Raw genomic sequence first — 21,881 nt, forward strand, 5'->3', positions numbered from 1 at the left:
AAAACGTTAATTTTGTATTTTTAATCATTTTCTAATTCTATGTTAATTCCTAAAGATCTGATTTCTTTTAATAAAACATTAAAAGATTCGGGCATTCCTGGTTCCATTTTATAATTTCCATCTACTATGTTTTTATACATTTTAGTTCTTCCACTAACATCGTCTGATTTTACTGTTAGCATTTCTTGTAAAGTATAAGCAGCGCCATAAGCTTCTAGAGCCCAGACTTCCATTTCTCCGAATCTTTGTCCTCCAAATTGGGCTTTTCCACCTAATGGTTGCTGAGTGACTAGACTATAAGATCCAGTAGATCTTGCATGCATTTTGTCATCTACAAGGTGATTAAGTTTTAGCATATACATGTAACCCACAGTTACTGGTCTTTCAAATTTTTCACCGGTTCGTCCATCAAAGAGAGTTATTTGTCCAGAAGAAGGTAAATTGGCTAATTTTAATAATTCTTTTATTTCATTTTCTCTTGCTCCATCAAAGACAGGTGTTGCAATAGGCATACCATGTCTAAAATTTTGTGCTAAACATAGTATTTCATCATCGGAAAAAGTGTTTAAATTAACTTTTTGTCGGATGTGTTCACCTAAATTAAAGGCTTTTTGGATAAAATTTCGAATATTTGCAATAGAATCATTTTTTTCCAACATTTCATTGATTTTATCTCCTATTCCTTTTGACGCTAGTCCTAAATGAGTCTCTAAAATTTGTCCAATGTTCATTCTAGATGGAACTCCTAAAGGATTTAATACAATATCTATAGGTACTCCGTTTTGATCATATGGCATGTCTTCTATAGGATTAATTTTTGAAATTACTCCTTTATTTCCATGACGTCCAGCCATTTTGTCACCAGGTTGAATTTGTCTTTTTACTGCTAAATAAACTTTAATAATTTTTAAAACTCCAGGAGTTAAATCATCTCCCTGAGTAATTTTTTTATGTTTAATTTCTAATTTTGTTTCAAATTCTTTTTTAAGATCGTCGTATTGCGAAGATAGTTGTATTAATTTTGTTTGATTTTTTTTGTCATTTACAGAAATTTTTAACCATTCTTTTTTAGATAATTTATTTAAGTTATTTATGTCCATTCCTGACGATAATAGAATTGATTTTATTTGGTTAAATATGCTGAATTCAAATATTTTAAATTCTTCTGTTAAATCTTTTTTAATTTTTTGAAGTTGCATATTTTCTATTTTTAGTGCTCTATTATCTTTTTCTACTCCGTCTCGAGTAAATACTTGTACATCAATAACTGTTCCAGATACTCCATTAGGAACCCTTAAAGAAGAATCTTTGACATCGGAAGCTTTTTCTCCAAATATAGCTCTTAATAATTTTTCTTCTGGCGTTAATTGTGTTTCACCTTTTGGAGTTACTTTTCCGACTAAGATATCTCCTCCATTTACTTCAGCTCCGATGTAGACAATACCTGATTCATCTAATTTAGATAGTGCAGCTTCTCCTACGTTAGGTATATCTGATGTGATTTCTTCAGATCCTAATTTGGTATCTCTAGAGATACATGCTAATTCTTGAATATGAATTGTAGTAAATTTATCTTTTTGAACAACTTTTTCTGAAATTAAGATAGAGTCTTCAAAGTTATATCCATTCCAAGGCATGAAAGCTACGCGCATGTTTTGTCCTAAAGCTAGTTCTCCTAAATCGGTTGATGGACCATCTGCTAATACATTTCCTTTTTCTATTTTTTCTCCTAAAGATACACATGGTATTTGATTTATACATGTGTTTTGATTAGATCTAGTGTATTTTGTAAGGTTATAAATATCTATGCCTGCTTCTCCAGGAAGCATTTCTTCTGTATTAACTTTAATGACAATTCTAGATGCATCTATATATTTAATTATTCCGCCTCTTTGAGCTATTTCTGTTACTCCTGAGTCAATAGCTACAGTTCGTTCCATTCCAGTTCCTATTAATGGTTTGTCTGATATAAGTGTAGGAACTGCTTGTCGTTGCATATTAGCACCCATCAGAGCTCTATTAGCATCATCGTGTTCCAAAAATGGAATTAATGATGCACCCACAGAGACTATTTGCTGAGTAGACACGTCCATATAGTTCACTTGATTTTTATGGAATAAACTAGATTCGCCTTTATATCTACATGTTACTAAATCGTCCGTAAAACAACCATTTTCATTTGAGTTAGTGTTGGCTTGTGCAATGATAAAATTTCCTTCTTCAATAGCAGAAAGATATTCTATTTCATTAGTTATGGTTCCTTCTTTTACTTTTTGATAGGGAGTTTCTAAAAAACCATATATGTTTGTTCTTGCATACACAGATAAAGAATTTATTAAACCTATATTCGGTCCTTCTGGGGTTTCAATTGGACATACTCGACCATAATGTGTAGGGTGTACATCTCGCACTTCAAATCCAGCTCTTTCTCTAGTTAACCCACCTAGTCCTAATGCAGAAATACGGCGTTTATGTGTAATTTCTGATAATGGGTTGTTTTGATCCATAAATTGAGATAATTGACTAGATCCAAAAAATTCTTTTATAGCGGCTGAAATTGGTTTAGCATTAATCATGTCTTGAGGCATGAGTAAGTCTAAATCTCCTAAAGATAGTCTTTCTTTCACAGCTCTTTCAACTCGTATTAATCCTATTCTAAATTGATTTTCTGCCATTTCTCCTACTGATCTTATTCTTCTATTTCCTAAATGATCAATATCATCAACATTTCCTTTTCCATTTCTAATATCAATCAATTTTTTTATTACATCGATAATATCTATTTTACTTAAAGTTCCTTTCCCTTCTATTTTTGTTCTTAGTAAAGAACGATTAAATTTCATCCGTCCAACTGATGAAAGATCATATCTTTCTTCAGAAAAAAATAGATTTTCAAATAAGTTTTCTGCAGCATCACGTGTTGGAGGTTCTCCAGGACGCATCATTCGATAAATTTCAATTAATGCGCTAGGTCGATCTTGTGTAAGATCTATTTTTAATGTTTCAGAAATGTATGGTCCATGATCTAAATCGTTAGTAAATATTGTTTGAATTTCAGAATAGCCATTTAATTTTAATTTTTTAATTATTTCAGTATTGAGTTCAGAGTTAGCTTGTACAATAATATCTTTGGTTTTTTTATTATAATAATTTTTCGCTGATATTTTTCCTACTAAGTATTCTATTGGTACTTCTATAGAAGTAATATTATCTTTTTTTAATAAATTAATGTGTCGAGCAGTAATACGTTGGCCTTTTTTTATGTAAGTTTTATTTTTGCTGTTAAAATCAAAAGTTGCAGTTTCTCCACGTAATCTTGTAGGAATTAACTCCATTATGATTTTTTTAGGAAACATTTTAAAAATATTTTTTTTAAAAAATATATTCAAAATTTCTTCTGTAGTGAAATTCAATGCTCTTAAAAGAATACTTACAGGTAGTTTTCTCCGTCTATCAATACGAATAAATAAGTGGTCTTTTGGATCAAATTCGAAATCTAACCATGACCCTCTATATGGAATAATGCGTGCATTATATAAGACTTTTCCTGATGAATGTGTTTTTCCTTTATCGCTATCAAAAAATACGCCTGGACTTCGATGTAATTGAGATACTACAACTCTTTCAGTTCCATTGATGATGAATGTTCCATTTTTTGTCATTAATGGAATTTCTCCCATGTATACTTCTTGTTCTTTAACGTATCTAATTGTTTTTTCTAACGTTTCGCGTTCATATATGATTAGGCGTAATTTTACGCGCAGTGGTGCTGAATAAGTAGTACCTCGAGTTTGGCATTCTTTTACGTCAAAAATAGTATTTCCTAAATGATAGTCTATATATTGCAATTCAGCGTGACCATTATAACTAGTAATTGGAAATATTGAACGAAATGCAGCTTCTAATCCATGTAAACCGTTAGGATCTTGTTTTATAAATTTTTGGAAAGAATTGAGTTGAATAGAAAGAAGGTATGGTATATCAAGCACTTGTGGACGTTTGCCGAAGTCTTTGCGAATACGTTTTTTTTCAGTATAAGAGTAAACCATAGGATTCCCTGATTAGTTCATAGAATTATTATTATACTTTTACAAATAACTATAGTAATTTTGAATTTTTCCAAAAATCTTTTTTTGTGAATTACATGTTGTTTATAAAATAAAGGATAATAAAGTAATTGTATAACTCAAGAATGTTATAAATATTAAAAGGTAATTGTAAATTTTAAACAATTAAACGGAAAAGGCTGGTGACTTAGAATCACCAGCAAATAATGTACATAATCTAAATCAATAATTTAAAAAATTTTTTTTATTTAATTTCTACTTCAGCACCTGTTTCATCTAAAATTTTTTTTAAAGATTCAGCCTCTATTTTAGTGATGCGTTCTTTAATTACAGTAGGGGCTGATTCTACTAGATCTTTTGCTTCTTTTAACCCTAAGCCAGTAGAACTTCTTACAGCTTTTATAACTGATACTTTATTTCCACCAATTGATTTTAATATAATGTCAAATTCTGTTTTTTCTTCTACGGGTTTTGTAATTGAAGAAGATAAAGAATTTATAGATGACTCAGCTGATACACCAAATTTTTTTTCCATGTCAGAAATTAATTCGATAACATTTTTTACTGACATTTCTGATATGGCTTCTAAAATTTGCTCTTTTGTTATGGACATGGTATTTATTCCTAATAATACCCAAAAATAGTTTTAAATGTTATTTCTCAGAATATAAATTATATTCTATTTTTTATTTTTTAATTGTTTTATAGATACAAGAATTTGTATTAACTTTCCTATAGCTGTTGTTTTCATAACTATCATTAATCTACTAATTACTTCTTTATATGTAGGTATATCTGCTAGTTCACCAATGTTGCATGAAGGTAGTATTTTTCCTTTAAAGACAGCTCCAAGAATTTTAAAGTTAGTATTGTTTATGGAGAACTCTCTAAAAAGTCTTGCAGCACTTCTTGGATGATCTATAGAGTAACCAATTAACACAGGACCGATGAGTAGTTCTTTCAAACATTCAAATTGAGTATTTTTAATGCCTAAATTAACTAAAGTATTTTTAAAAACTCCTAATGTTACTCCTACTTTTCTAGCTAATACTCGTAATTCAGTTATATTATTTACTTTTATATTTCTTGAATCAGCGATAACTATTGATAATGCTTTTTTAGTTATATTATGAATTTTAGAAACTATTTCTTTTTTTTTTGGAAAGTTTAGTACCATTAATTTATGTACTCCTAAATTTAGTTAATACTGTAAAACAACATTATTCTGAATAGGAATTACATATAAAAAAGTTAACCTTTTAATTGATATATTTTTGAAATATTTTATTATTTTGACTAATTAACAAAAAAAAATTAAACTGTATATTTTAATGTTAAGATAAAATAAACATTATTTAAATGTTTTAATCTGAAAATATTAATTACGCATATTAATTTAGACATGAATTTTTTCATTATAGAGAACTTTTCTTTTATCGTAAAGTAAAAATCAGTTAACTATTTATCTTAAATTGTTGCAGTTAATGCAAATTCCTAAACTCATAGTTGTAGAAATAGTTATTTTTTTAATATATGGACCTTTTGAATTTTTAGGTTTTGAATTTTGTAAAGCTGCTATTAAGGAATGAAAATTGTCTTGTATTTTATTATTTGCAAAATTAATTTTTCCTATTGTAGTATGTATAATTCCATTTTTATCATTTTTATAGTTTATTTGACCATTTTTAGCATTCGTAATTGCTGTTTTAATATCATCAGTAACTGTTCCTAATTTTGGATTGGGCATTAAACCGCGAGGTCCAAGTATGGGTCCTAACGTATTTACAATACGCATGACATCTGTGGAAGCAATTGCAATGTTAAAATTTATATTTCCAATTTTAATTTTTTCTATTAAATCATGTAATCCTACGTATTCTGCACCACATTTTTTTGCAATATTAATATTAGCTCCTTGAGTAAAAACTGCTATAGTGACAGATTTTCCTGTTCCATGGGGTAATATAGTACTATTACGAATGTTTTGATCAGATTTTTTAGGATTAATACCTAAATTAATAGATACATCTACGCTTTCATTAAATTTAGAAGTTGCTATTTTTTTGAGTAGTGTAATACCTTCCTCAATATCATAATTTTTTTTTTCTTCCACTAAACTGTGCATTATTTTCATTCTTTTAGTTTTTTTTTTCATTTATTTTCCTTGATAGTTAAACCCATAGAACGAGCTGTTCCTATAATTGATTTAGTTATATTTTTAATATTAGATCCTGTCATATCGATTTCTTTTACTTTAGCAATGTCTACTGCTTGTTGATAAGTTATTTCTCCTACTTTTTCTGTATTAGGTTTAGAAGAACCAGATTTAATTCCTGCGGCTTTTTTTAATAAAATAGAAGCAGGTGGTGTTTTGGTAATAAAAGAAAAAGATCGATCTGAATATACAGTAATTATAGTAGGAATAGGTAATCCTTTTTCTAAATTATTAGTTTTTTCATTAAATGATTTGCAAAATTCCATAATATTGAGACCTTTTTGTCCTAAAGCTGGTCCTACTGGAGGACTAGGATTAGCCATACCAGCTGAAACTTGTAATTTAATATAAGCTTGTATTTTTTTAACCATGATAATTTTCTCACTATTTAAATATATAAATTAATTACTTTCATATTTTTAAAGTAAATAAGTAATAAATGCGTATATTAATATATTTTTGATACAAGATATGTTAGAAGATGTAGGTTTTTACTTTAAGTTAATTATAGCAAGTAGCAATTTTTATTAAACATATAGTTGGTTTTTTAAAATTTTTTATAGTTTAATATTAATTTTTTTTAACCTGACAAAAATCTAATTCTACAGGAGTAGATCTTCCAAATATAGAAACTGATACTTTTAATCTATTTTTTTCATAGTCTACTTGTTCTACTATTCCATTAAAATCTGAAAATGGACCATCATTCACTCTAACCATTTCTCCGGGTTCAAATAATGTTTTAGGTCGTGGTTTGTCTCCGATTTGTTTTAGTCGATTTATGATAATATTTACTTCTTTATCACTAATGGGAGAAGGTTTATCTGAAGTTCCTCCTATAAATCCTAACACGCGAGGTATACTTCGAATTAAATGCCAACTAGAATCGTTCATAGTCATTTGAATTAAAACATATCCAGGAAAAAACTTATATTCGCTTTTTTTACGCTGTCCTGCTTTAATTTCTACAACTTCTTCAGTTGGTACCATTACGTCTCCAAATAAGTTTTCCATATTATGCAATTTAATATGTTCGCGTATTGATTGTGCCACGCGTCCTTCAAAACCAGAAAAAGCCTGCAATACGTACCAGCGTTGTTTTTGATTCTTATACATATTATAACCTTAAACTAGTTACGAATGATACAAATTGGATTAAAATATTATCTAATCCCCATAAACTTAAGGATATGATGAAAGTTGCAATTATTACGATCACTGTAGTATGAAATGTTTCTCTTAAATTAGGCCAAGTAATTTTTTTTATTTCTTTTTTTGATTCATAAATTAACAAAAAAAATTTTTTTCCTTGTTTTGTTAGATATAATATTCCTGTAGTCAAACTAATTAAAGATATTATTATGATTACGCGTAACAATAAAGATAAGTTAGTGCAATAGTAATTTATAAAAGTTAATAATATTAACGTTCCTATGCTAAACCACTTAATTATTTCTAAAAAATAAGAATTTTTATAGAATTCGATTATTTTGGTCATTTGTCATCCTATAATATTAATTATATATAATTATATTGCATGGTAATACGATAACATTTTTCTATTATAAGGAACAATAATAAAGATATTTTTATTGAAATGGATTTAACTTTTGATTTGTTAGTGGTAATGATTCAATCATTATATAGCTTTTTATATGAATATAAATTTATTATATACAATAAAAATCATAATTTTAATATATTTAAGTGGTGTTTGGTTATAAAATACGTAAAATATTTCGGAATGATACTTAGATATTTTTATAAAAATAGTTATTTTATAAAAGTATAGATTTTCTAATAATATTTTGCTGATACCCAGATTTAAACTGGGGACCTCACCCTTACCAAGGGTGTGCTCTATCTAACTGAGCTATATCAGCAGGCGATTTTTTAGCGAGCAGCGGGAATCGAACCCGCATCATCAGCTTGGAAGGCTGAGGTAATATCCATTATACGATGTTCGCAAATAAAATATTCTTTATTATGGTGGGAGAAGGATTCGAACCTTCGAAGTCTATGACGGCAGATTTACAGTCTGCTCCCTTTAGCCACTCGGGAATCCCACCAATGTTAATTATTTGATGAACTATTTTGCCGGCTACCGGAATCGAACTGGTGACCTACTGATTACAAGTCAGTTGCTCTGCCTGCTGAGCTAAACCGGCATTTACGATTAACATATTACGTATAGATTTAATTTTATGCAATAAAAATTTGATAATAATTCTATATTATTTTTTGCGTAAATAAATTACATATAAATTTATAACTAATTTAAATAATTATTTTAAAAAATACTTGGTTTATGAAATAATATTTTTATCTACGTACTTAAACGTTGAAATTAAATTTTCATGATAATTTTTACTTTGAATTCTAATATCGATCATGTTCTACATTTTTTAGTTAGAGATATTATGTGTCATGATTTAATATACACAAAAAATTTTACAAAAAAGCATAAAATACCCTATATTATAGGCATTTCGGGAAGTGTAGCATCTGGAAAAAGTACTATTTCTCAATGGTTACGTATCATATTACAACAATATTTTATTAAAAAAACTATTTCTGTAATCAATACAGATAGTTTTTTATATCCTAATAAAGTTTTAAATACATTAGGATTAATGTCGCAAAAAGGATTTCCTATAACGTATAATATTGATTTTTTAGTGAGGTTTTTCTTAGATGCAAAGTCAGGCGTTGCAAATATGATTATTCCTGTATATTCTCATTTTTTTTATGATATAATTCCTAATTATCATAGAGTTATTTATGCATCAGACATTTTTATTATAGAAGGTTTGCATATTTTATGTCCTTTTTTATATAAAAGAAAAGATTTGAGTTACCTATCGAATATTTTTAATTTTTCTATTTATATTGATGCAAATGATACCTCATTAATTGGATGGTATCTGAGTCGTTTTCTGAAATTAAAACATATGTCGCAATCTCATTCTAGCTCTTTTTTTAATTTTTATTCTCACATGTCTTATAAAGAAGTTATCAATAGCGCTATGGAGGTATGGTATAATACTAATTATAAGAACTTAAAACAATATATTTCACCTACGAAAAGATATGCTGATTGTGTTATAAAAAAACGGTGTAATCACAGTATTGATTGTGTTCAATTTAAAAATATGAACTAGTGTTAATGCAGTTAAATGTTTTTCTGATATAATACTAAATTTTATAGTTTGAGTATAGATTATATTATAACATTCCAAATGATTCAAAAATTGACTTTTATATAGAATTAATTTTTTAGTAATTATTTTTTATAATTTTAATTTCTGGTTCAAGAGTAATGTCAAATTTTTTCTTGACCCTTTTTTGTATGATATCAGCAAGAATTAATACGTCTTTTCCTGTAGCTTTATTTTTGTTAATTAATATTAATGCTTGTTTTTTATATACTTGCGCTCCACCAATTGAATATTCTTTTAATTGACATTTTTCGATTAACCATCTTGCTGAAATTTTTATATTGTCATTGTTTTCAGGGTAATAATGTAAATTTTTATATTTAGATAATAACTTTTTTGCATGTTTTTTGTTAACAATAGGATTTTTAAAAAAACTACCAGCATTTCCAATTACTTTTGGATCGGGTAGTCTGTTTTTTCTTATTTCTTTGATATAATTAAATATTTCATGAGCAGTTGTAGTTTTTTGATTTAGGTTTTTTAAGGATAAGTGGAAAGTATTTGGGCTCCATTTTTTTGGTAATTTTATTCCAACGGCTAAAACAATGTAATTATAATAATTTGTATTTTTAAAAATACTATTACGGTATTTAAATATACAGTTTTGAGCTTTTATTTTAATTGTATTTAGTAAGTCTAAAGAAAAGATTTCTACATAATGGCATATATCTTTAAACTCTAGTCCATATGCTCCTATATTGTTTATTGGAGCTGCTCCTACTGTTCCAGGAATAAATGCTAAATTTTCTAATCCATAAATTCCTATTTTAAGCATGTATGTGACTAAATGATGCCAATTTACTCCTCCTTTGACATATATTAGCCAGTGTTTTTTTGTTTCTGTAATCTGGATACCAGTCATTTTATTAATGGCTACCGTACCATTATAATTTTCAGAAAATAGTGTATTACTACCTTCTCCTAAAAATAAAAAAGATGTTTTTTTTTACATGAATTCCATTCTTTAATAAGTGTATTTATGTTTTTTATTATAATAATTTTTTTGGCATATACATTGATTTGGAATGTATGAAATTTTTTTAAAGATTGATTTTTCATATGTTATTTTTTGGTTTTCATCTGTACTTTTAAACTAAATTTTAGAAATGCTAACTTTAGATAATGGGTATTTGTTTGAAATCTATTATGAAATTGTAGTTGTGTTTAGTATAATTATATCATATTAAATATAACCCGGTTGTGTTTTTTATAAGTTGTTTAAAATATATTATTTTTATGAAAACGTATAAAATTAATATTTTTTCAAATCTTTATTTTTTTGATATTTTAATGATACATATGACATAAAATTTTAATTTTTTAAATCATTCAGTTTCAAAAGGAATTATAGTATGCATTTATTGAATTCGCGTTATTATGAAGTATTAAATGAGTATTTAGTAAATTTTCATGGTAAAATAAGTGTTTCTTTTGAATTATTTCCTCCTAAAAATCAGACTGCACAGAAAACTTTGTGGAATACAATTAATCAATTAAAATTTTTACATCCCGTTTTTTTTACAGTGACGTGTGGTGCTTTTCTAGGAGAAAGAAATCGCACATATGATGTTGCGAATGAAGTAAAGAATCAAACTGGAATTGAAACAGTTCCTCATCTTACTTGCGCTGGATTAACTAAAGATGAATTAGTTATAATTGCAAAAAAGTATTGGAACGGTGGTTTTCATCATATTTTAGCTCTAAGAGGAGATATTGAGAATTACAAAGATCAGTCTAAAATGTATGCTGTTGATTTAATAAAATTGTTAAAAAGTATAGCTGATTTTGATATTTCTGTCGCTGCTTATCCAGAAGTACATCCTGAAGCTTGTAATGCGCATTTCGATTTAGTGAATTTAAAGAAAAAAATTGATGCTGGTGCTAATCGTGCTATTACTCAATTTTTTTTTAGCGTAGATCACTTTTTACGTTTTCGAGACTTATGTGTGAAAAATGGCATTACTATAGACATTATTCCAGGCATTTTTCCTATTATTAATTTTCAACAGTTATGTAATTTTTCTAAAATTAGTAATGTGACAATTCCAAAGTGGATTTATCATATGTTTGATGGATTGGAAAATAATTTTGAAATAAGTAAAATTATAGGTGCAAGTATTACTATAGATATTGTAAAAGTTTTGTATAAAGAAGGGATAAGAAATTTTCATTTTTATACTTTAAATAAGTCAGAAATAGTTATTTCTGTTTGTCATATATTAGGATTGAAGTACAAGTTTTTATAAAATCTTCATGGCAGATAATTTTATATATATTTTTATTTAATATTTATTAATTTATTTAGTTTTATTTTTTTATAAAATTGAGTTTATTTTAGGGTAGATTACGCTATGCATTTTTAAATTTCTAATTTAAAAATATGATTTATTAAAGAGATAGCATGTTTCAATTATTTCTTCGCGATAGCTATTAATATAATACAACTATTTTCATGTTTATAGGTATTAGGGTTCTTGCATAAGTGGTATATGGTTTATGTATTATGTTATGTTTGTATTATGATTGTCATATGTCATAAATATTCTTGATATTCATATTTTTGTAAAAACGATTATGTTTATTGCAAAATTTGTTTTAATATTTTCAACTTAAATTATAGTATTTTAATAATTGAGGTTTATAATGATTAATAATAAAATAGTTAGTAAAGTAGTACTAGCTTATTCAGGTGGATTAGATACATCAGCTATTATTCCTTGGATTAAGGAAAACTATCATTCAAATGTAATTGCTTTCGTGGCTGATGTGGGTCAGTCTCCCAATGATCTAGATAGCATTGAGAAAAAAGCATTACAGTCTGGGGCATCGCAATGTATTATTGTTGATTTAAAGGAAGAATTTGTAAAAGATTATGTTTATCCGGTATTACAAACTGGAGCATTATATGAAGGAAATTATTTGTTAGGAACAGCTTTAGCTCGTCCAATTATAGCAAAAGCTCAAGTTGAACTTGCATTAAAGTTAGGAGCTGATAGTGTATGTCATGGAGCAACTGGAAAAGGTAATGATCAGGTTCGTTTTGAAACAACATATGCTGCATTAGCACCTCATTTAAAAATTATTGCTCCTTGGAGAGAATGGAGTTTGCGTTCGCGGGAAGAATTATTATTTTATTTAAAAAAAAGAAATATAGAAACAACTGCTACTCTTAATAAGATTTATAGCAGAGACGAAAATGCATTGCATATTTCAACAGAAGGTGGAATTCTTGAAGATCCATGGAATCAATGTAAAAAAGATTGTTGGGTATGGACTGTAGATCCTAAAGATGCACCGAATACGTCTGAAATTGTTTCTTTGATAATAAAAAATGGTTGCGTAATGGCTGTAAACGATATTTATTTAACTCCATTACAGTGTTTAAAAAAATTAAACGAAATAGGATCAAAACATGGAATTGGTCGTGTTGATATAATTGAAAATCGATTAATAGGTATGAAATCAAGGGGATGTTATGAAACTCCAGGAGGCACAATAATATTTTGCGCATTACGTGCTATTGAGCAATTGGTATTAGACAAGGATAGTTTTAAATGGAGACAAATGCTTGGATTGGAAATGTCATATGTCATTTATAATGGAAATTGGTTTAGTCCTATTCGTAGATCTCTTCAAGCATCAGCAACTGAATTATCTTTAGAATTAAATGGAAAGGTCATACTAGAATTGTATAAAGGAACAGTTACTCCTATTCAGAGATCTTCTCCTAATTCTTTATATTCTAAAGATTTCGCTACATTTGGTATGGATAATGTTTATCACCAATCTGATGCGCATGGTTTTATAAAATTGTTTTCTTTATCTTCCAGACTACGAGCAATAAATAATAATTCTTGTTAGTTTATGCAAGTATTGAAAGTAAATTTATAATTTTTTAATATAATATTGTTAATGGAGCACATATAAAATGTTATGGGGAGGTAGATTTGTACATAAATCTAATTCATTTTTTAAGAAGTTTAATTCTTCTTTAAAGATTGACTATAGACTAGTAGAACAAGATATTTTTGCTTCTATATTTTGGTCTAGGTCATTGCTAGATGCTAATGTATTAACAACAGAAGAACAGAATAAAATTGAAACTGCTTTAAACATTTTATTAAAAACTGTTATTAAAAATTCTAATTTACCTTTGGAAAGTGATTTAGAAGATGTTCATAGCTGGGTTGAAAGAGAATTGATTAATATTGTAGGAGAAATTGGTAAGAAGTTACATACTGGTCGTAGTAGAAATGATCAAATTACTACTGATTTAAGATTATGGTGTAGACATAAAGTTATACTTGTGTTGCAACAAATAAAAAAATTTCAAATATCTCTTATTAAAATTGCTGAAAAAAATCAAGATATTGTTATGCCAGGATATACGCATTTACAACGAGCTCAGCCTATAACTTTTTCTTTTTGGTGTTTGGCTTATGTAGAAATGTTAAATCGAGACATTGATCGTTTAAAAGATGCACTTAAAAGGTTAAATGTTAGTCCGTTAGGATGCGGAGCTTTGTCTGGAACTTCTTGGGATATTGATCGAGAGAAATTAGCTAAGGAAATGGGATTTGCATCGGCTACTAATAATAGTCTAGATAGTGTTTCGGATAGAGATTATGTTATAGAGTTAGCATCAGTTGCATCAATTAGTATGATTCATTTATCTCGGTTTTCAGAAGATTTAATTTTTTTTAGTTCTTCTGAATCACGATTCATAACATTATCAGATGCAATAACATCAGGATCTTCTCTTATGCCTCAAAAGAAAAATCCAGATTCATTAGAACTTATAAGATCTAGATCTGGAAAAGTCATTGGTTTTTTGGTTAATATTTTAGTAATTTTAAAAGGTTTACCATTATCATATAATAAAGATATGCAAGAAGATAAAGAAGGTCTATTTAATTCTTTAGACACGTGGAGTGATTGTTTATTGATGTCTACTTTAGTTTTAGAAAATTTAGAAATTAATAATGTTGTTTGTTTACAAGCAGCACAAGAGAATTATACTAATGCAACTGAATTAGCTGATTATTTAGTAAAAAAAGGTATGACATTTCGCGATGCTCATAATATAACTGGAAAAATAGTATTGTCTGCGATAAAAAAAAATATGTCGATAGAAAATTTAGATTTGCATGTTTTAAAAAAATATTGTCATTATATTGAAAGTGATGTGTATGAATATTTGACGTTAAAATCAACCTTAAACAAGAAAAATGCAAAAGGAGGAGTTTCTTTTGATCAAATTCAAATGTCTATTAGTGAGGCGAAAAAAAAATTAAATAGTATTGAATAAACATTTAATATAGTAATGTAAATATGATATGTTTTATAACGATATTATTATTTTAAATAAAAATATTAAAGCATTAATTTTTTTTTGCGTAGTTGGTACAATATAGCTTTGTACAGTTAATGTTTAATATTAGTTGACATAATAAATTTAAATGATTTCATAATAAAATTTCATATCATATCAAATGCTTTTTCAAAAGTAGTTTTTTTGGAAAGTTAAGATAATTATTTTTAAGTGTGTTAGATAACTACATGCATATAATAAAAAAGAGTAATATTAATTCTTATAGTTATATCTTGTATTCTAAAAATACAATAACATTTGTATAAATTAAACAACATAAATAAATTTTAGCGATATACTTAGTTGTTTTATTAAAATACTTGTATGCTGTTGTTAAATTTTCATGAAATAATTTTATTAATGCAGACGTAAATCTTGATAAAGAATATCATATTACATGATATTGAAATTAAATAATGTTATTAAAAATTATCGTTTGTTTTTTAAAACAGTTTAATTTTATTTGGAGAAAATATGTTTTCTGAAGAAATCACGTTAATATGGAATCAAATTTTGTCTGAAACACAAACATTAATGGATCAAGAATTAGAATTAGCTGGTTTTTATTATGCTTATATATTAAATCATAGAAATTTTGATTCAGCATTAAGTTATATGTTATCTAATAAATTAGGAAACGAAATTGTTTCTGCTCTTTCAATACGAGATATTATAAATAAAATATATCATTTTAATCAAAGTATTGTTTTTTCAGCAGTAAAAGATATACAAGCAGCGTATAATAAAGATGTGGATATAGAATGTTATTCTATTCCATTTTTATATTTTAAAGGATTTCATGCATTACAAGCATATCGTATAAGTAATTATCTTTGGAAAAATCATCGATACGAATTAGCTATATATTTTCAAAATCAAATTTCAGTGATATTTTCAGTTGATATTCACCCTGCCACTCAAATAGGAAATGGTATTGTATTAGATCATGCTACTGGTATTGTAGTAGGAGCAGTAGATATCGCGCAAGATAATGTGGTTACCGTTCATCAACCTATTTTATTAGATAACATTAGAAGTGTGTATACCAAACGTTGTCCAATTATTAATGATGGTGTCGTAATAGGTGTAGGAGCAAAAATATTAGGCCCTATTGAAATAGGACCACGAGTGAATGTTAGTGCAAATTCCATTGTTTTGACGTCTATACCATCTAATAATGTTGTTGTCAAAGTATCTGATAAATAGCGCGAATTATTATTAATAATAATGTGAAGTATAAAGCTCTAGGTATTTTATAAAAATAGTAAAAAATTTTAAACTGCATATGGTGTTTGTATTATTCAATAATGAACAGTATGACATTTTAACAAAAATTTTACTAAGTTAAATATTAGTTTTTGGTTGATTTTTTAATATGCAATTTATGCATAAATATAATTTTTTTTGGTGTATTATTACTTATTTATTATCACAGTATAATAATCATTAAATTTAAAAAATGGCATGTTTACTTAGATCAATTACAGCTTCCTCGTTAATAGGAAGCTTTTAATGTTTCTATGATAGATTTAAATTTCAATCGTCTAAAAAACTGCGTAATATTTCTGATCGACTAGGATGCCGTAATTTTCGTAATGCTTTAGCTTCTATTTGACGTATTCTTTCGCGAGTAACATCGAATTGCTTTCCTACTTCTTCTAAAGTATGATCCGTATTCATGTCAATTCCAAACCTCATGCGTAGTACTTTCGCTTCTCGCGCGGTAAGTCCAGATAGTACGTTATGTGTAGCAGATCTTAAGCTTTCGGAAGTAGCTGAATCTAGAGGTAACTCTAGTGTAGTATCTTCTATAAAGTCACCTAAATGAGAATCTTCATCTTCTCCGATAGGGGTTTCCATTGATATCGGTTCTTTGGCTATTTTTAATATTTTTCGTATTTTTTCTTCTGGGATTAACATTCTTTCTGATAGTTCTTCGGGTGTAGGTTCTCTACCTATTGTTTGTAATATTTTCCTAGAAATTCGATTTAATTTGTTTATAGTTTCTATCATATGAACTGGTATTCTAATTGTTCTAGCTTGATCTGCAATAGATCGAGTAATAGCTTGTCTTATCCACCAAGTGGCATATGTTGAAAATTTATATCCTCTTCGGTATTCAAATTTATCTACAGCTTTCATGAGTCCTATATTGCCTTCTTGAATTAAATCTAAAAACTGCAATCCTCTGTTTGTATATTTTTTTGCGATTGAAATAACTAATCTTAAATTTGCTTCTACCATTTCTTTCTTTGCGTTTTTAGCTTTTGTTTCTCCAATAGATATTCTTTTATTTATATTTTTTATTTGATTAATAGTTAGTCCAGTTTTTTTTTCGAAATAAGTCAATTTGTTTACCATAATGTTAAATTCTTCTTTCTTTTCATTAAATTTTTCAAACCATGGTTGTTTTTTATATTTTGATAATATTGACCATATTTTTTTAGTTTTTTTTCCAAAGTAACATTGTAAAAAAAATTTTTTTGGAATTTTACAATGTTCTATACATAATTTCATTATAAGCTTTTCTTGTGTTTGAATTTGTTTCAACATAAGCCTCATATTATCAACTAAATAATCAAATTGTTTTGGAACTAGTCTAAATTGTTTAAATATTTCTGATAAATTATGAATTTCAATTAAAGAATCTTGATGACTTCTATTTTTATTTTTTATTGCATTATGGGTTATTGTATACTGATTTTTCAATTCAATAAATTTTTCTCGAGCTAATTCTGGATCGATTTGATGGCTGTGTTCATCTTGTTCGTCTAAATTATCGTGATTATTATGAATATTTTCCTCTTCTATAAATTCAGATCGTATATTTTGAGGAATAGGTGAAAACATTTCTTCTAGGTTTGGATCTATGAATCCATTAATTAGGTCAGTGAGTTTTAATTCTCCTAATTCTACTCGATTATATTGTTGTAATAAATAAGTAATGGATTCAGGATATTCTGCGACAGAACATTGCACTTGATTAATTCCATCTTCTATTTTTTTTGCTATATCAATTTCACCTTCTCGAGTTAATAATTCAACTGTGCCCATTTCTCGCATGTACATTCGAACAGGATCAGTAGTACGTCCTAATTCAGATTCTACATTGGATAATACCTGCGCTGCTGCTTCTACTGCATCTTCATCTGTATCTGTATTTCTAATTTCTTGTAATATAAGGTCATCGGCATCCGGCGCTTCTTCTACTACTTGAATACCCATATCATTAATCATTTGGATGATGTCTTCTATTTGATCTGAATTAATAACATCATTTGGTAAGTGATCATGAACTTCAGCATAAGTTAAATATCCTTGTTCTTTTCCATGAGTAACTAGTAGTTTAAGTTTTGATTGTGAGTTTTGCTCCATAAGACGATATCCAATATTGTATTGATATAGTTAATGTGTGTTAATTATATCGAAAGTAGTTTATGATATAAATGTTTTCAAATGTTTTGTAAGTTTCTTTTTAAACATTTTAATGATCGTTCATAATGTTTTGTAATATATAGGATTGTTTTAAGTGCAAAAATTATTTTATCGTTTAATATTAAATTTTTAACATGGGTTTTTAGATCATAGCCATTTTTAATAATTTATTATTACTATAATTATATTTTTGCTAATTTTTTATTAATAGACCATAATTCGTTTTTTTCGCATTTTTTTAATCCTGTTTTTCTTTCTTTGGCTATTAGTTTGTTTTTTTTATCTTCTAGTATTTTGTTATGAATATTAGATAATGAATCTAAAAATACTTGTTGTATTTTATTTGTAGAAATCATATGATTCCATTTAGCTAATTCATTTAATTTTTCAAATATTTTTGTATGTCTGTATGTTTCTAATATTTGACCAGTATTGCAATTAGGAAATTCGATACATGTTTTTACTAAGTTTAAAAAAACGGGTAATCCAGTTATATGACAGTCATTAAAGTATTTTGTTGATGGAATCACTAATGCTAATTTTGGGTTTTGTATTAAAAGCCCAATAAGAATTCGTATAGTAGTTTGTGCTATCTTTTTTTTTTCTTTATTTTTTTTAAAAGTATTATGTGTATGTGTAACAATTAATTGTTTTAAAATAGCTTGATCTGGAGCACCAATTCTGTTTCCTAATTCTTTGAGCAGATACATTTTCATAATTTTTCCAGGAATTTTGTTAATTAGATTAATAATGTTAGAACCCCAATAAGATCGTTCATTGATAGAATTTAAATTTATATTTTCAAGTAATTGGTTAAACAAAAAATTTGATAAATTTTCTGCATTATTAATACGATGTTCAAACATTTTTTTCCCTTCTTTCCTAATTATTGTATCAGGATCTTCTCCATGAGGTAAAAATATAAATTTTATATGTTTTCCATCAAAAATATAAGGTAAAGTTATATTTAAAGTTCGCCAAGCAGCTTTTTTTCCTGCAATGTCGCCATCATAACAGTATATAATAGTATTTGTAATACGAAATAATAGCTGTATTTGATAATTAGTTATGGATGTGCCTAATGAAGCAATGGAGTAATTAATGTTAAATTGAAATAACGTTATAACATCAAAGTATCCTTCTACTACTAATAATTTTTCAGGTTTTGGATTATATTTTAAAGATTCAAATAAACCATACCAGTTTCTACTTTTTTTAAATATATGCGTTTCAGGAGAATTAATATATTTAGGGGTAGAATTGTTTAGTGATCTTCCTCCGAATCCAACTATTTTTCCAATTTTATTATGAATAGGAAAAATTATTCTTCCGCGCAAACGGTCGTATTTACGCCCTTTATTATTTATAATTAATACTCCAACGTCGATTAATTCTTTAAAATTACTAGTTTGAATTTTTTTGTCCATATCATTCCAATCTATACAAGAAAAACCAATTTTAAAGTATTGAATCATGAGTTTATTTATTCCGCGATCAAGCAAATATTTATACGCATGTTTTACGTTAAATATGTTTTCATGATACATACGAGATAATTTTTCTGTTAGTAAGTACAAATTATTACGTTTTTCATAGTCAAATTTTTGACAAAGATATCTTTTTTGATATGGTACTTTAAAACCATTAATGGTCGCTAGTTCTTCTATACTTTCTATAAACGTCAGTTGTTCATAATTTATTAAAAAATCAATAATATTACCATGCGAATTGCATCCAAAACAATAATAAAATTGTTTTTCGTAACTTACTGTGAACGATGGTGTATTTTCTTGATGAAATGGACAACGTGCATTATAATTTTTTCCACTTTTTTTGAGTGGTATTCGTGTTTTAATTACATCAACGATATTAGTATGATTTAATAGTTCGTTGATAAAATTTTTTGGAATTATTCCTTTCATATTAGTGAATTGTTTTATATATATTGACCGAACTTAAAATACAGATCGGTCAGTTAATTGTTTTAATGGATAGTAAGGTTAATACATTCGAATTCGTTTTGCATTCTCTCTAGAAAGTTTTTTAGCTAAACGTTTTGTTGCAGACGCTTTTGCACGTTTTCGTTCAGTAGTAGGTTTTTCGTAAAATTCTCTTCTTCGAATTTCCGCTAAAATTCCAGCTTTTTCACAGGATCGTTTAAATCTTCTTAGAGCTACATCAAAAGGTTCGTTTTCACGTACTTTAATTATTGGCATATATTTCCTTAATGATATTAAAAGTGAATTTTTATGTTTCAAATTGTTGTAGTACGGTAATAGTTTTTGTTTTTATAAATATTAGTTTTTTATATAAAATATTTATAGGTATTAACTTGCAATATTTATATTATAGAAACAATTTTTATTTGATAGTTAACTAGTATATATGTTATGTTTGGTTTTTTTATATAATTATATTGCAATATAATATAAAGATATTAGATATATTTATGAATTGTTATTATAGCGATAAATATTTATGCGTATATTAGGTATTGAAACTTCTTGTGATGATACTGGTATTGCGATATATGATGATACCATGGGTGTTTTATCTGACAAATTATATAATCAATCACATTTCCATAATTTTTATGGTGGAGTTGTTCCGGAATTAGCATCGCGAAAACATCTTGAAGTATTAGCAATGTTAATTGAAACTATGTTTCAAGAATTTAATATTGATAAAAGTTCTATCGATGCTATTGCTTATACTGCAGGACCTGGATTAGTAGGATCTTTATTAGTTGGTGCAACTTTAGCTACTTCGTTGGCTTTTTCTTTAAATATACCTACTATTTTAGTAAATCATATGGAAGGTCATTTATTAACTCCTATGTTGGAGTGTACAAGGATAACATTTCCATTTGTAGGATTGTTGGTATCTGGTGGACATACTCAATTAATTAATGCATATGATATTGGAAAATATGAGTTATTAGGCGAATCATTAGATGATGCTGTTGGTGAAGCTTTTGATAAAATAGCTAAATTGTTAGGCTTAAATTATCCTGGAGGACCGAGTTTATCCAAATTAGCGCAATCAGGTATACCTGGATATTTCAAATTTCCTAGGCCTATAATAAATCAAAAAAACTTAAATTTCAGTTTTTCTGGATTAAAAACATTTGTTTCCAATGTTATAAGGAAAGAAAAACTGAATTTTCAAATGCGGGCAAATATTGCAAAAGAATTTGAAAATTCAGTTACAGATGTTTTAGTTGCAAAAAGTAAGCAAGCTTTGGAAAAATTGAATTATACGACTTTAGTCGTATCTGGAGGAGTCAGTGCGAACATAATATTGCGACAGAAATTAAATAGTATGAGTAAATTTTTTCATAGAAAAGTATTTTTTTCAAAACCAGAGTGGTGTACTGACAATGGTGTGATGATAGCGTATGTAGGTATGTTACGATTTAAGAAGTTTAAAAATTTTGACTTAAACATTGCTGTTTTTCCTAAATGGTCTCTTACTGATTTAAGAGTAATATAGATATTTAAAATAATAATAAGGTAGAATAAACGTTTTATTTAATTTGATTTTTTTATCTTTTGAATTAGTTTTTAAAAATTTTT

The 21,881-nt window shown here is 27.2% G+C and carries 16 protein-coding genes, 4 tRNA genes and 1 pseudogene; 6 read left to right on the forward strand and 15 right to left on the reverse strand.

Features of this window, described 5'->3' with window-relative positions; genetic code table 11:
* Nucleotides 1-20: 20 nt before the first annotated feature.
* The 11 genes from rpoB to U0T55_00205 form a co-directional block, all read right to left on the reverse strand.
* Complete coding sequence (rpoB, locus tag U0T55_00155; GenBank protein XBC42848.1) at nt 21-4,049, reverse strand: DNA-directed RNA polymerase subunit beta; 4,029 nt, start codon at nt 4,047-4,049, stop codon at nt 21-23.
* Between the two features lie 262 nt (nt 4,050-4,311).
* A complete protein-coding gene (rplL, locus tag U0T55_00160; GenBank protein ID XBC42849.1) occupies nt 4,312-4,680 on the reverse strand; it encodes a 50S ribosomal protein L7/L12 in 369 nt (122 codons plus the stop codon).
* A gap of 66 nt (nt 4,681-4,746) precedes the next feature.
* Nucleotides 4,747-5,244 carry a 50S ribosomal protein L10 gene (gene rplJ, locus U0T55_00165; protein ID XBC42850.1) on the reverse strand — a complete coding sequence of 166 codons (498 nt, stop codon included), beginning with the start codon at nt 5,242-5,244 and terminating at the stop codon, nt 4,747-4,749.
* Between the two features lie 285 nt (nt 5,245-5,529).
* Nucleotides 5,530-6,222 (reverse strand): 50S ribosomal protein L1, encoded by a 693-nt coding sequence (rplA, locus tag U0T55_00170; GenBank protein ID XBC42851.1) that lies wholly within the window; start codon nt 6,220-6,222, stop codon nt 5,530-5,532.
* A complete protein-coding gene (rplK, locus tag U0T55_00175) occupies nt 6,219-6,653 on the reverse strand; it encodes a 50S ribosomal protein L11 (protein ID XBC42852.1) in 435 nt (144 codons plus the stop codon). Before rplK ends, rplA begins: the two co-directional genes overlap by 4 nt.
* 199 nt (nt 6,654-6,852) lie before the next feature.
* Nucleotides 6,853-7,398, reverse strand: coding sequence for a transcription termination/antitermination protein NusG (gene nusG, locus U0T55_00180; GenBank protein XBC42853.1), 546 nt, complete (start codon nt 7,396-7,398; stop codon nt 6,853-6,855).
* 1 nt (nt 7,399) lies between these two features.
* On the reverse strand, nt 7,400-7,780 hold the full coding sequence (secE, locus tag U0T55_00185) for a preprotein translocase subunit SecE (protein ID XBC42854.1): 381 nt from the start codon (nt 7,778-7,780) through the stop codon (nt 7,400-7,402).
* 311 nt (nt 7,781-8,091) lie between these two features.
* A tRNA-Thr gene (locus tag U0T55_00190) sits at nt 8,092-8,165 on the reverse strand.
* Nucleotides 8,166-8,177: 12 nt separating this feature from the next.
* Nucleotides 8,178-8,249, reverse strand: a tRNA-Gly gene (locus tag U0T55_00195).
* Nucleotides 8,250-8,269: 20 nt separating this feature from the next.
* Nucleotides 8,270-8,351: transfer RNA gene (locus U0T55_00200), tRNA-Tyr, on the reverse strand.
* Between the two features lie 26 nt (nt 8,352-8,377).
* Nucleotides 8,378-8,450 (reverse strand) — tRNA-Thr (locus tag U0T55_00205).
* 189 nt (nt 8,451-8,639) lie between these two features.
* Here U0T55_00205 and coaA point away from each other — a divergent pair.
* A complete protein-coding gene (coaA, locus tag U0T55_00210; protein XBC42855.1) occupies nt 8,640-9,443 on the forward strand; it encodes a type I pantothenate kinase in 804 nt (267 codons plus the stop codon).
* A gap of 115 nt (nt 9,444-9,558) precedes the next feature.
* On the opposite strand, the pseudogene murB reads toward coaA, so the two are convergent.
* Nucleotides 9,559-10,383 (reverse strand): annotated as a pseudogene (gene murB, locus U0T55_00215) (UDP-N-acetylmuramate dehydrogenase).
* Between the two features lie 469 nt (nt 10,384-10,852).
* Between murB and metF the strand changes: the two are divergent.
* The 4 genes from metF (at nt 10,853) to cysE (ending at nt 16,077) form a co-directional block, all read left to right on the forward strand.
* Nucleotides 10,853-11,746: a methylenetetrahydrofolate reductase gene (metF, locus tag U0T55_00220; GenBank protein XBC42856.1), complete on the forward strand. Its 894-nt coding sequence runs from the start codon at nt 10,853-10,855 to the stop codon at nt 11,744-11,746.
* A 400-nt stretch (nt 11,747-12,146) separates the two neighbouring features.
* Nucleotides 12,147-13,361, forward strand: coding sequence for an argininosuccinate synthase (locus U0T55_00225; protein XBC43088.1), 1,215 nt, complete (start codon nt 12,147-12,149; stop codon nt 13,359-13,361).
* Between the two features lie 67 nt (nt 13,362-13,428).
* Nucleotides 13,429-14,808, forward strand: coding sequence for an argininosuccinate lyase (argH, locus tag U0T55_00230; protein XBC42857.1), 1,380 nt, complete (start codon nt 13,429-13,431; stop codon nt 14,806-14,808).
* Nucleotides 14,809-15,345: 537 nt separating this feature from the next.
* The gene (gene cysE / locus U0T55_00235) at nt 15,346-16,077 is read left to right on the forward strand and encodes a serine O-acetyltransferase (GenBank protein ID XBC42858.1); all 732 of its coding nucleotides are present in this window, start codon (nt 15,346-15,348) and stop codon (nt 16,075-16,077) included.
* A gap of 330 nt (nt 16,078-16,407) precedes the next feature.
* Here the strand turns inward: cysE and rpoD are convergent, their stop codons facing one another.
* The 3 genes from rpoD to rpsU all read right to left on the reverse strand — a co-directional run bounded on the left by rpoD (nt 16,408) and on the right by rpsU (nt 20,522).
* Complete coding sequence (rpoD, locus tag U0T55_00240) at nt 16,408-18,246, reverse strand: RNA polymerase sigma factor RpoD (protein XBC42859.1); 1,839 nt, start codon at nt 18,244-18,246, stop codon at nt 16,408-16,410.
* Between the two features lie 242 nt (nt 18,247-18,488).
* Nucleotides 18,489-20,228 (reverse strand): DNA primase, encoded by a 1,740-nt coding sequence (gene dnaG / locus U0T55_00245; GenBank protein ID XBC42860.1) that lies wholly within the window; start codon nt 20,226-20,228, stop codon nt 18,489-18,491.
* 78 nt (nt 20,229-20,306) lie between these two features.
* Nucleotides 20,307-20,522 carry a 30S ribosomal protein S21 gene (gene rpsU / locus U0T55_00250; protein XBC42861.1) on the reverse strand — a complete coding sequence of 72 codons (216 nt, stop codon included), beginning with the start codon at nt 20,520-20,522 and terminating at the stop codon, nt 20,307-20,309.
* A 262-nt stretch (nt 20,523-20,784) separates the two neighbouring features.
* Between rpsU and tsaD the strand changes: the two genes are divergently transcribed.
* Nucleotides 20,785-21,798 (forward strand): tRNA (adenosine(37)-N6)-threonylcarbamoyltransferase complex transferase subunit TsaD, encoded by a 1,014-nt coding sequence (tsaD, locus tag U0T55_00255; GenBank protein XBC42862.1) that lies wholly within the window; start codon nt 20,785-20,787, stop codon nt 21,796-21,798.
* Nucleotides 21,799-21,881 lie beyond the last annotated feature (83 nt).

Source organism: Buchnera aphidicola (Kaburagia rhusicola ensigallis), assembly GCA_039830025.1.
In the GTDB taxonomy this organism is placed as follows: Bacteria; Pseudomonadota; Gammaproteobacteria; order Enterobacterales; family Enterobacteriaceae; genus Buchnera_B; species Buchnera_B aphidicola_AW.

Bases quoted from the DNA above. Each gene is read 5' to 3' on its own strand.
- secE (XBC42854.1), bottom strand. From the start codon at position 7,780: ATGACCAAAATAATCGAATTCTATAAAAATTCTTATTTTTTAGAAATA.
- rpoB (XBC42848.1), bottom strand. From the start codon at position 4,049: ATGGTTTACTCTTATACTGAAAAAAAACGTATTCGCAAAGACTTCGGC.
- rplJ (XBC42850.1), bottom strand. From the start codon at position 5,244: ATGGTACTAAACTTTCCAAAAAAAAAAGAAATAGTTTCTAAAATTCAT.
- rpsU (XBC42861.1), bottom strand. From the start codon at position 20,522: ATGCCAATAATTAAAGTACGTGAAAACGAACCTTTTGATGTAGCTCTA.
- nusG (XBC42853.1), bottom strand. From the start codon at position 7,398: ATGTATAAGAATCAAAAACAACGCTGGTACGTATTGCAGGCTTTTTCT.
- cysE (XBC42858.1), top strand. From the start codon at position 15,346: ATGTTTTCTGAAGAAATCACGTTAATATGGAATCAAATTTTGTCTGAA.
- dnaG (XBC42860.1), bottom strand. From the start codon at position 20,228: ATGAAAGGAATAATTCCAAAAAATTTTATCAACGAACTATTAAATCAT.
- tsaD (XBC42862.1), top strand. From the start codon at position 20,785: ATGCGTATATTAGGTATTGAAACTTCTTGTGATGATACTGGTATTGCG.
- rplA (XBC42851.1), bottom strand. From the start codon at position 6,222: ATGAAAAAAAAAACTAAAAGAATGAAAATAATGCACAGTTTAGTGGAA.
- coaA (XBC42855.1), top strand. From the start codon at position 8,640: ATGATAATTTTTACTTTGAATTCTAATATCGATCATGTTCTACATTTT.
- rplL (XBC42849.1), bottom strand. From the start codon at position 4,680: ATGTCCATAACAAAAGAGCAAATTTTAGAAGCCATATCAGAAATGTCA.
- rpoD (XBC42859.1), bottom strand. From the start codon at position 18,246: ATGGAGCAAAACTCACAATCAAAACTTAAACTACTAGTTACTCATGGA.
- rplK (XBC42852.1), bottom strand. From the start codon at position 6,653: ATGGTTAAAAAAATACAAGCTTATATTAAATTACAAGTTTCAGCTGGT.
- metF (XBC42856.1), top strand. From the start codon at position 10,853: ATGCATTTATTGAATTCGCGTTATTATGAAGTATTAAATGAGTATTTA.
- argH (XBC42857.1), top strand. From the start codon at position 13,429: ATGTTATGGGGAGGTAGATTTGTACATAAATCTAATTCATTTTTTAAG.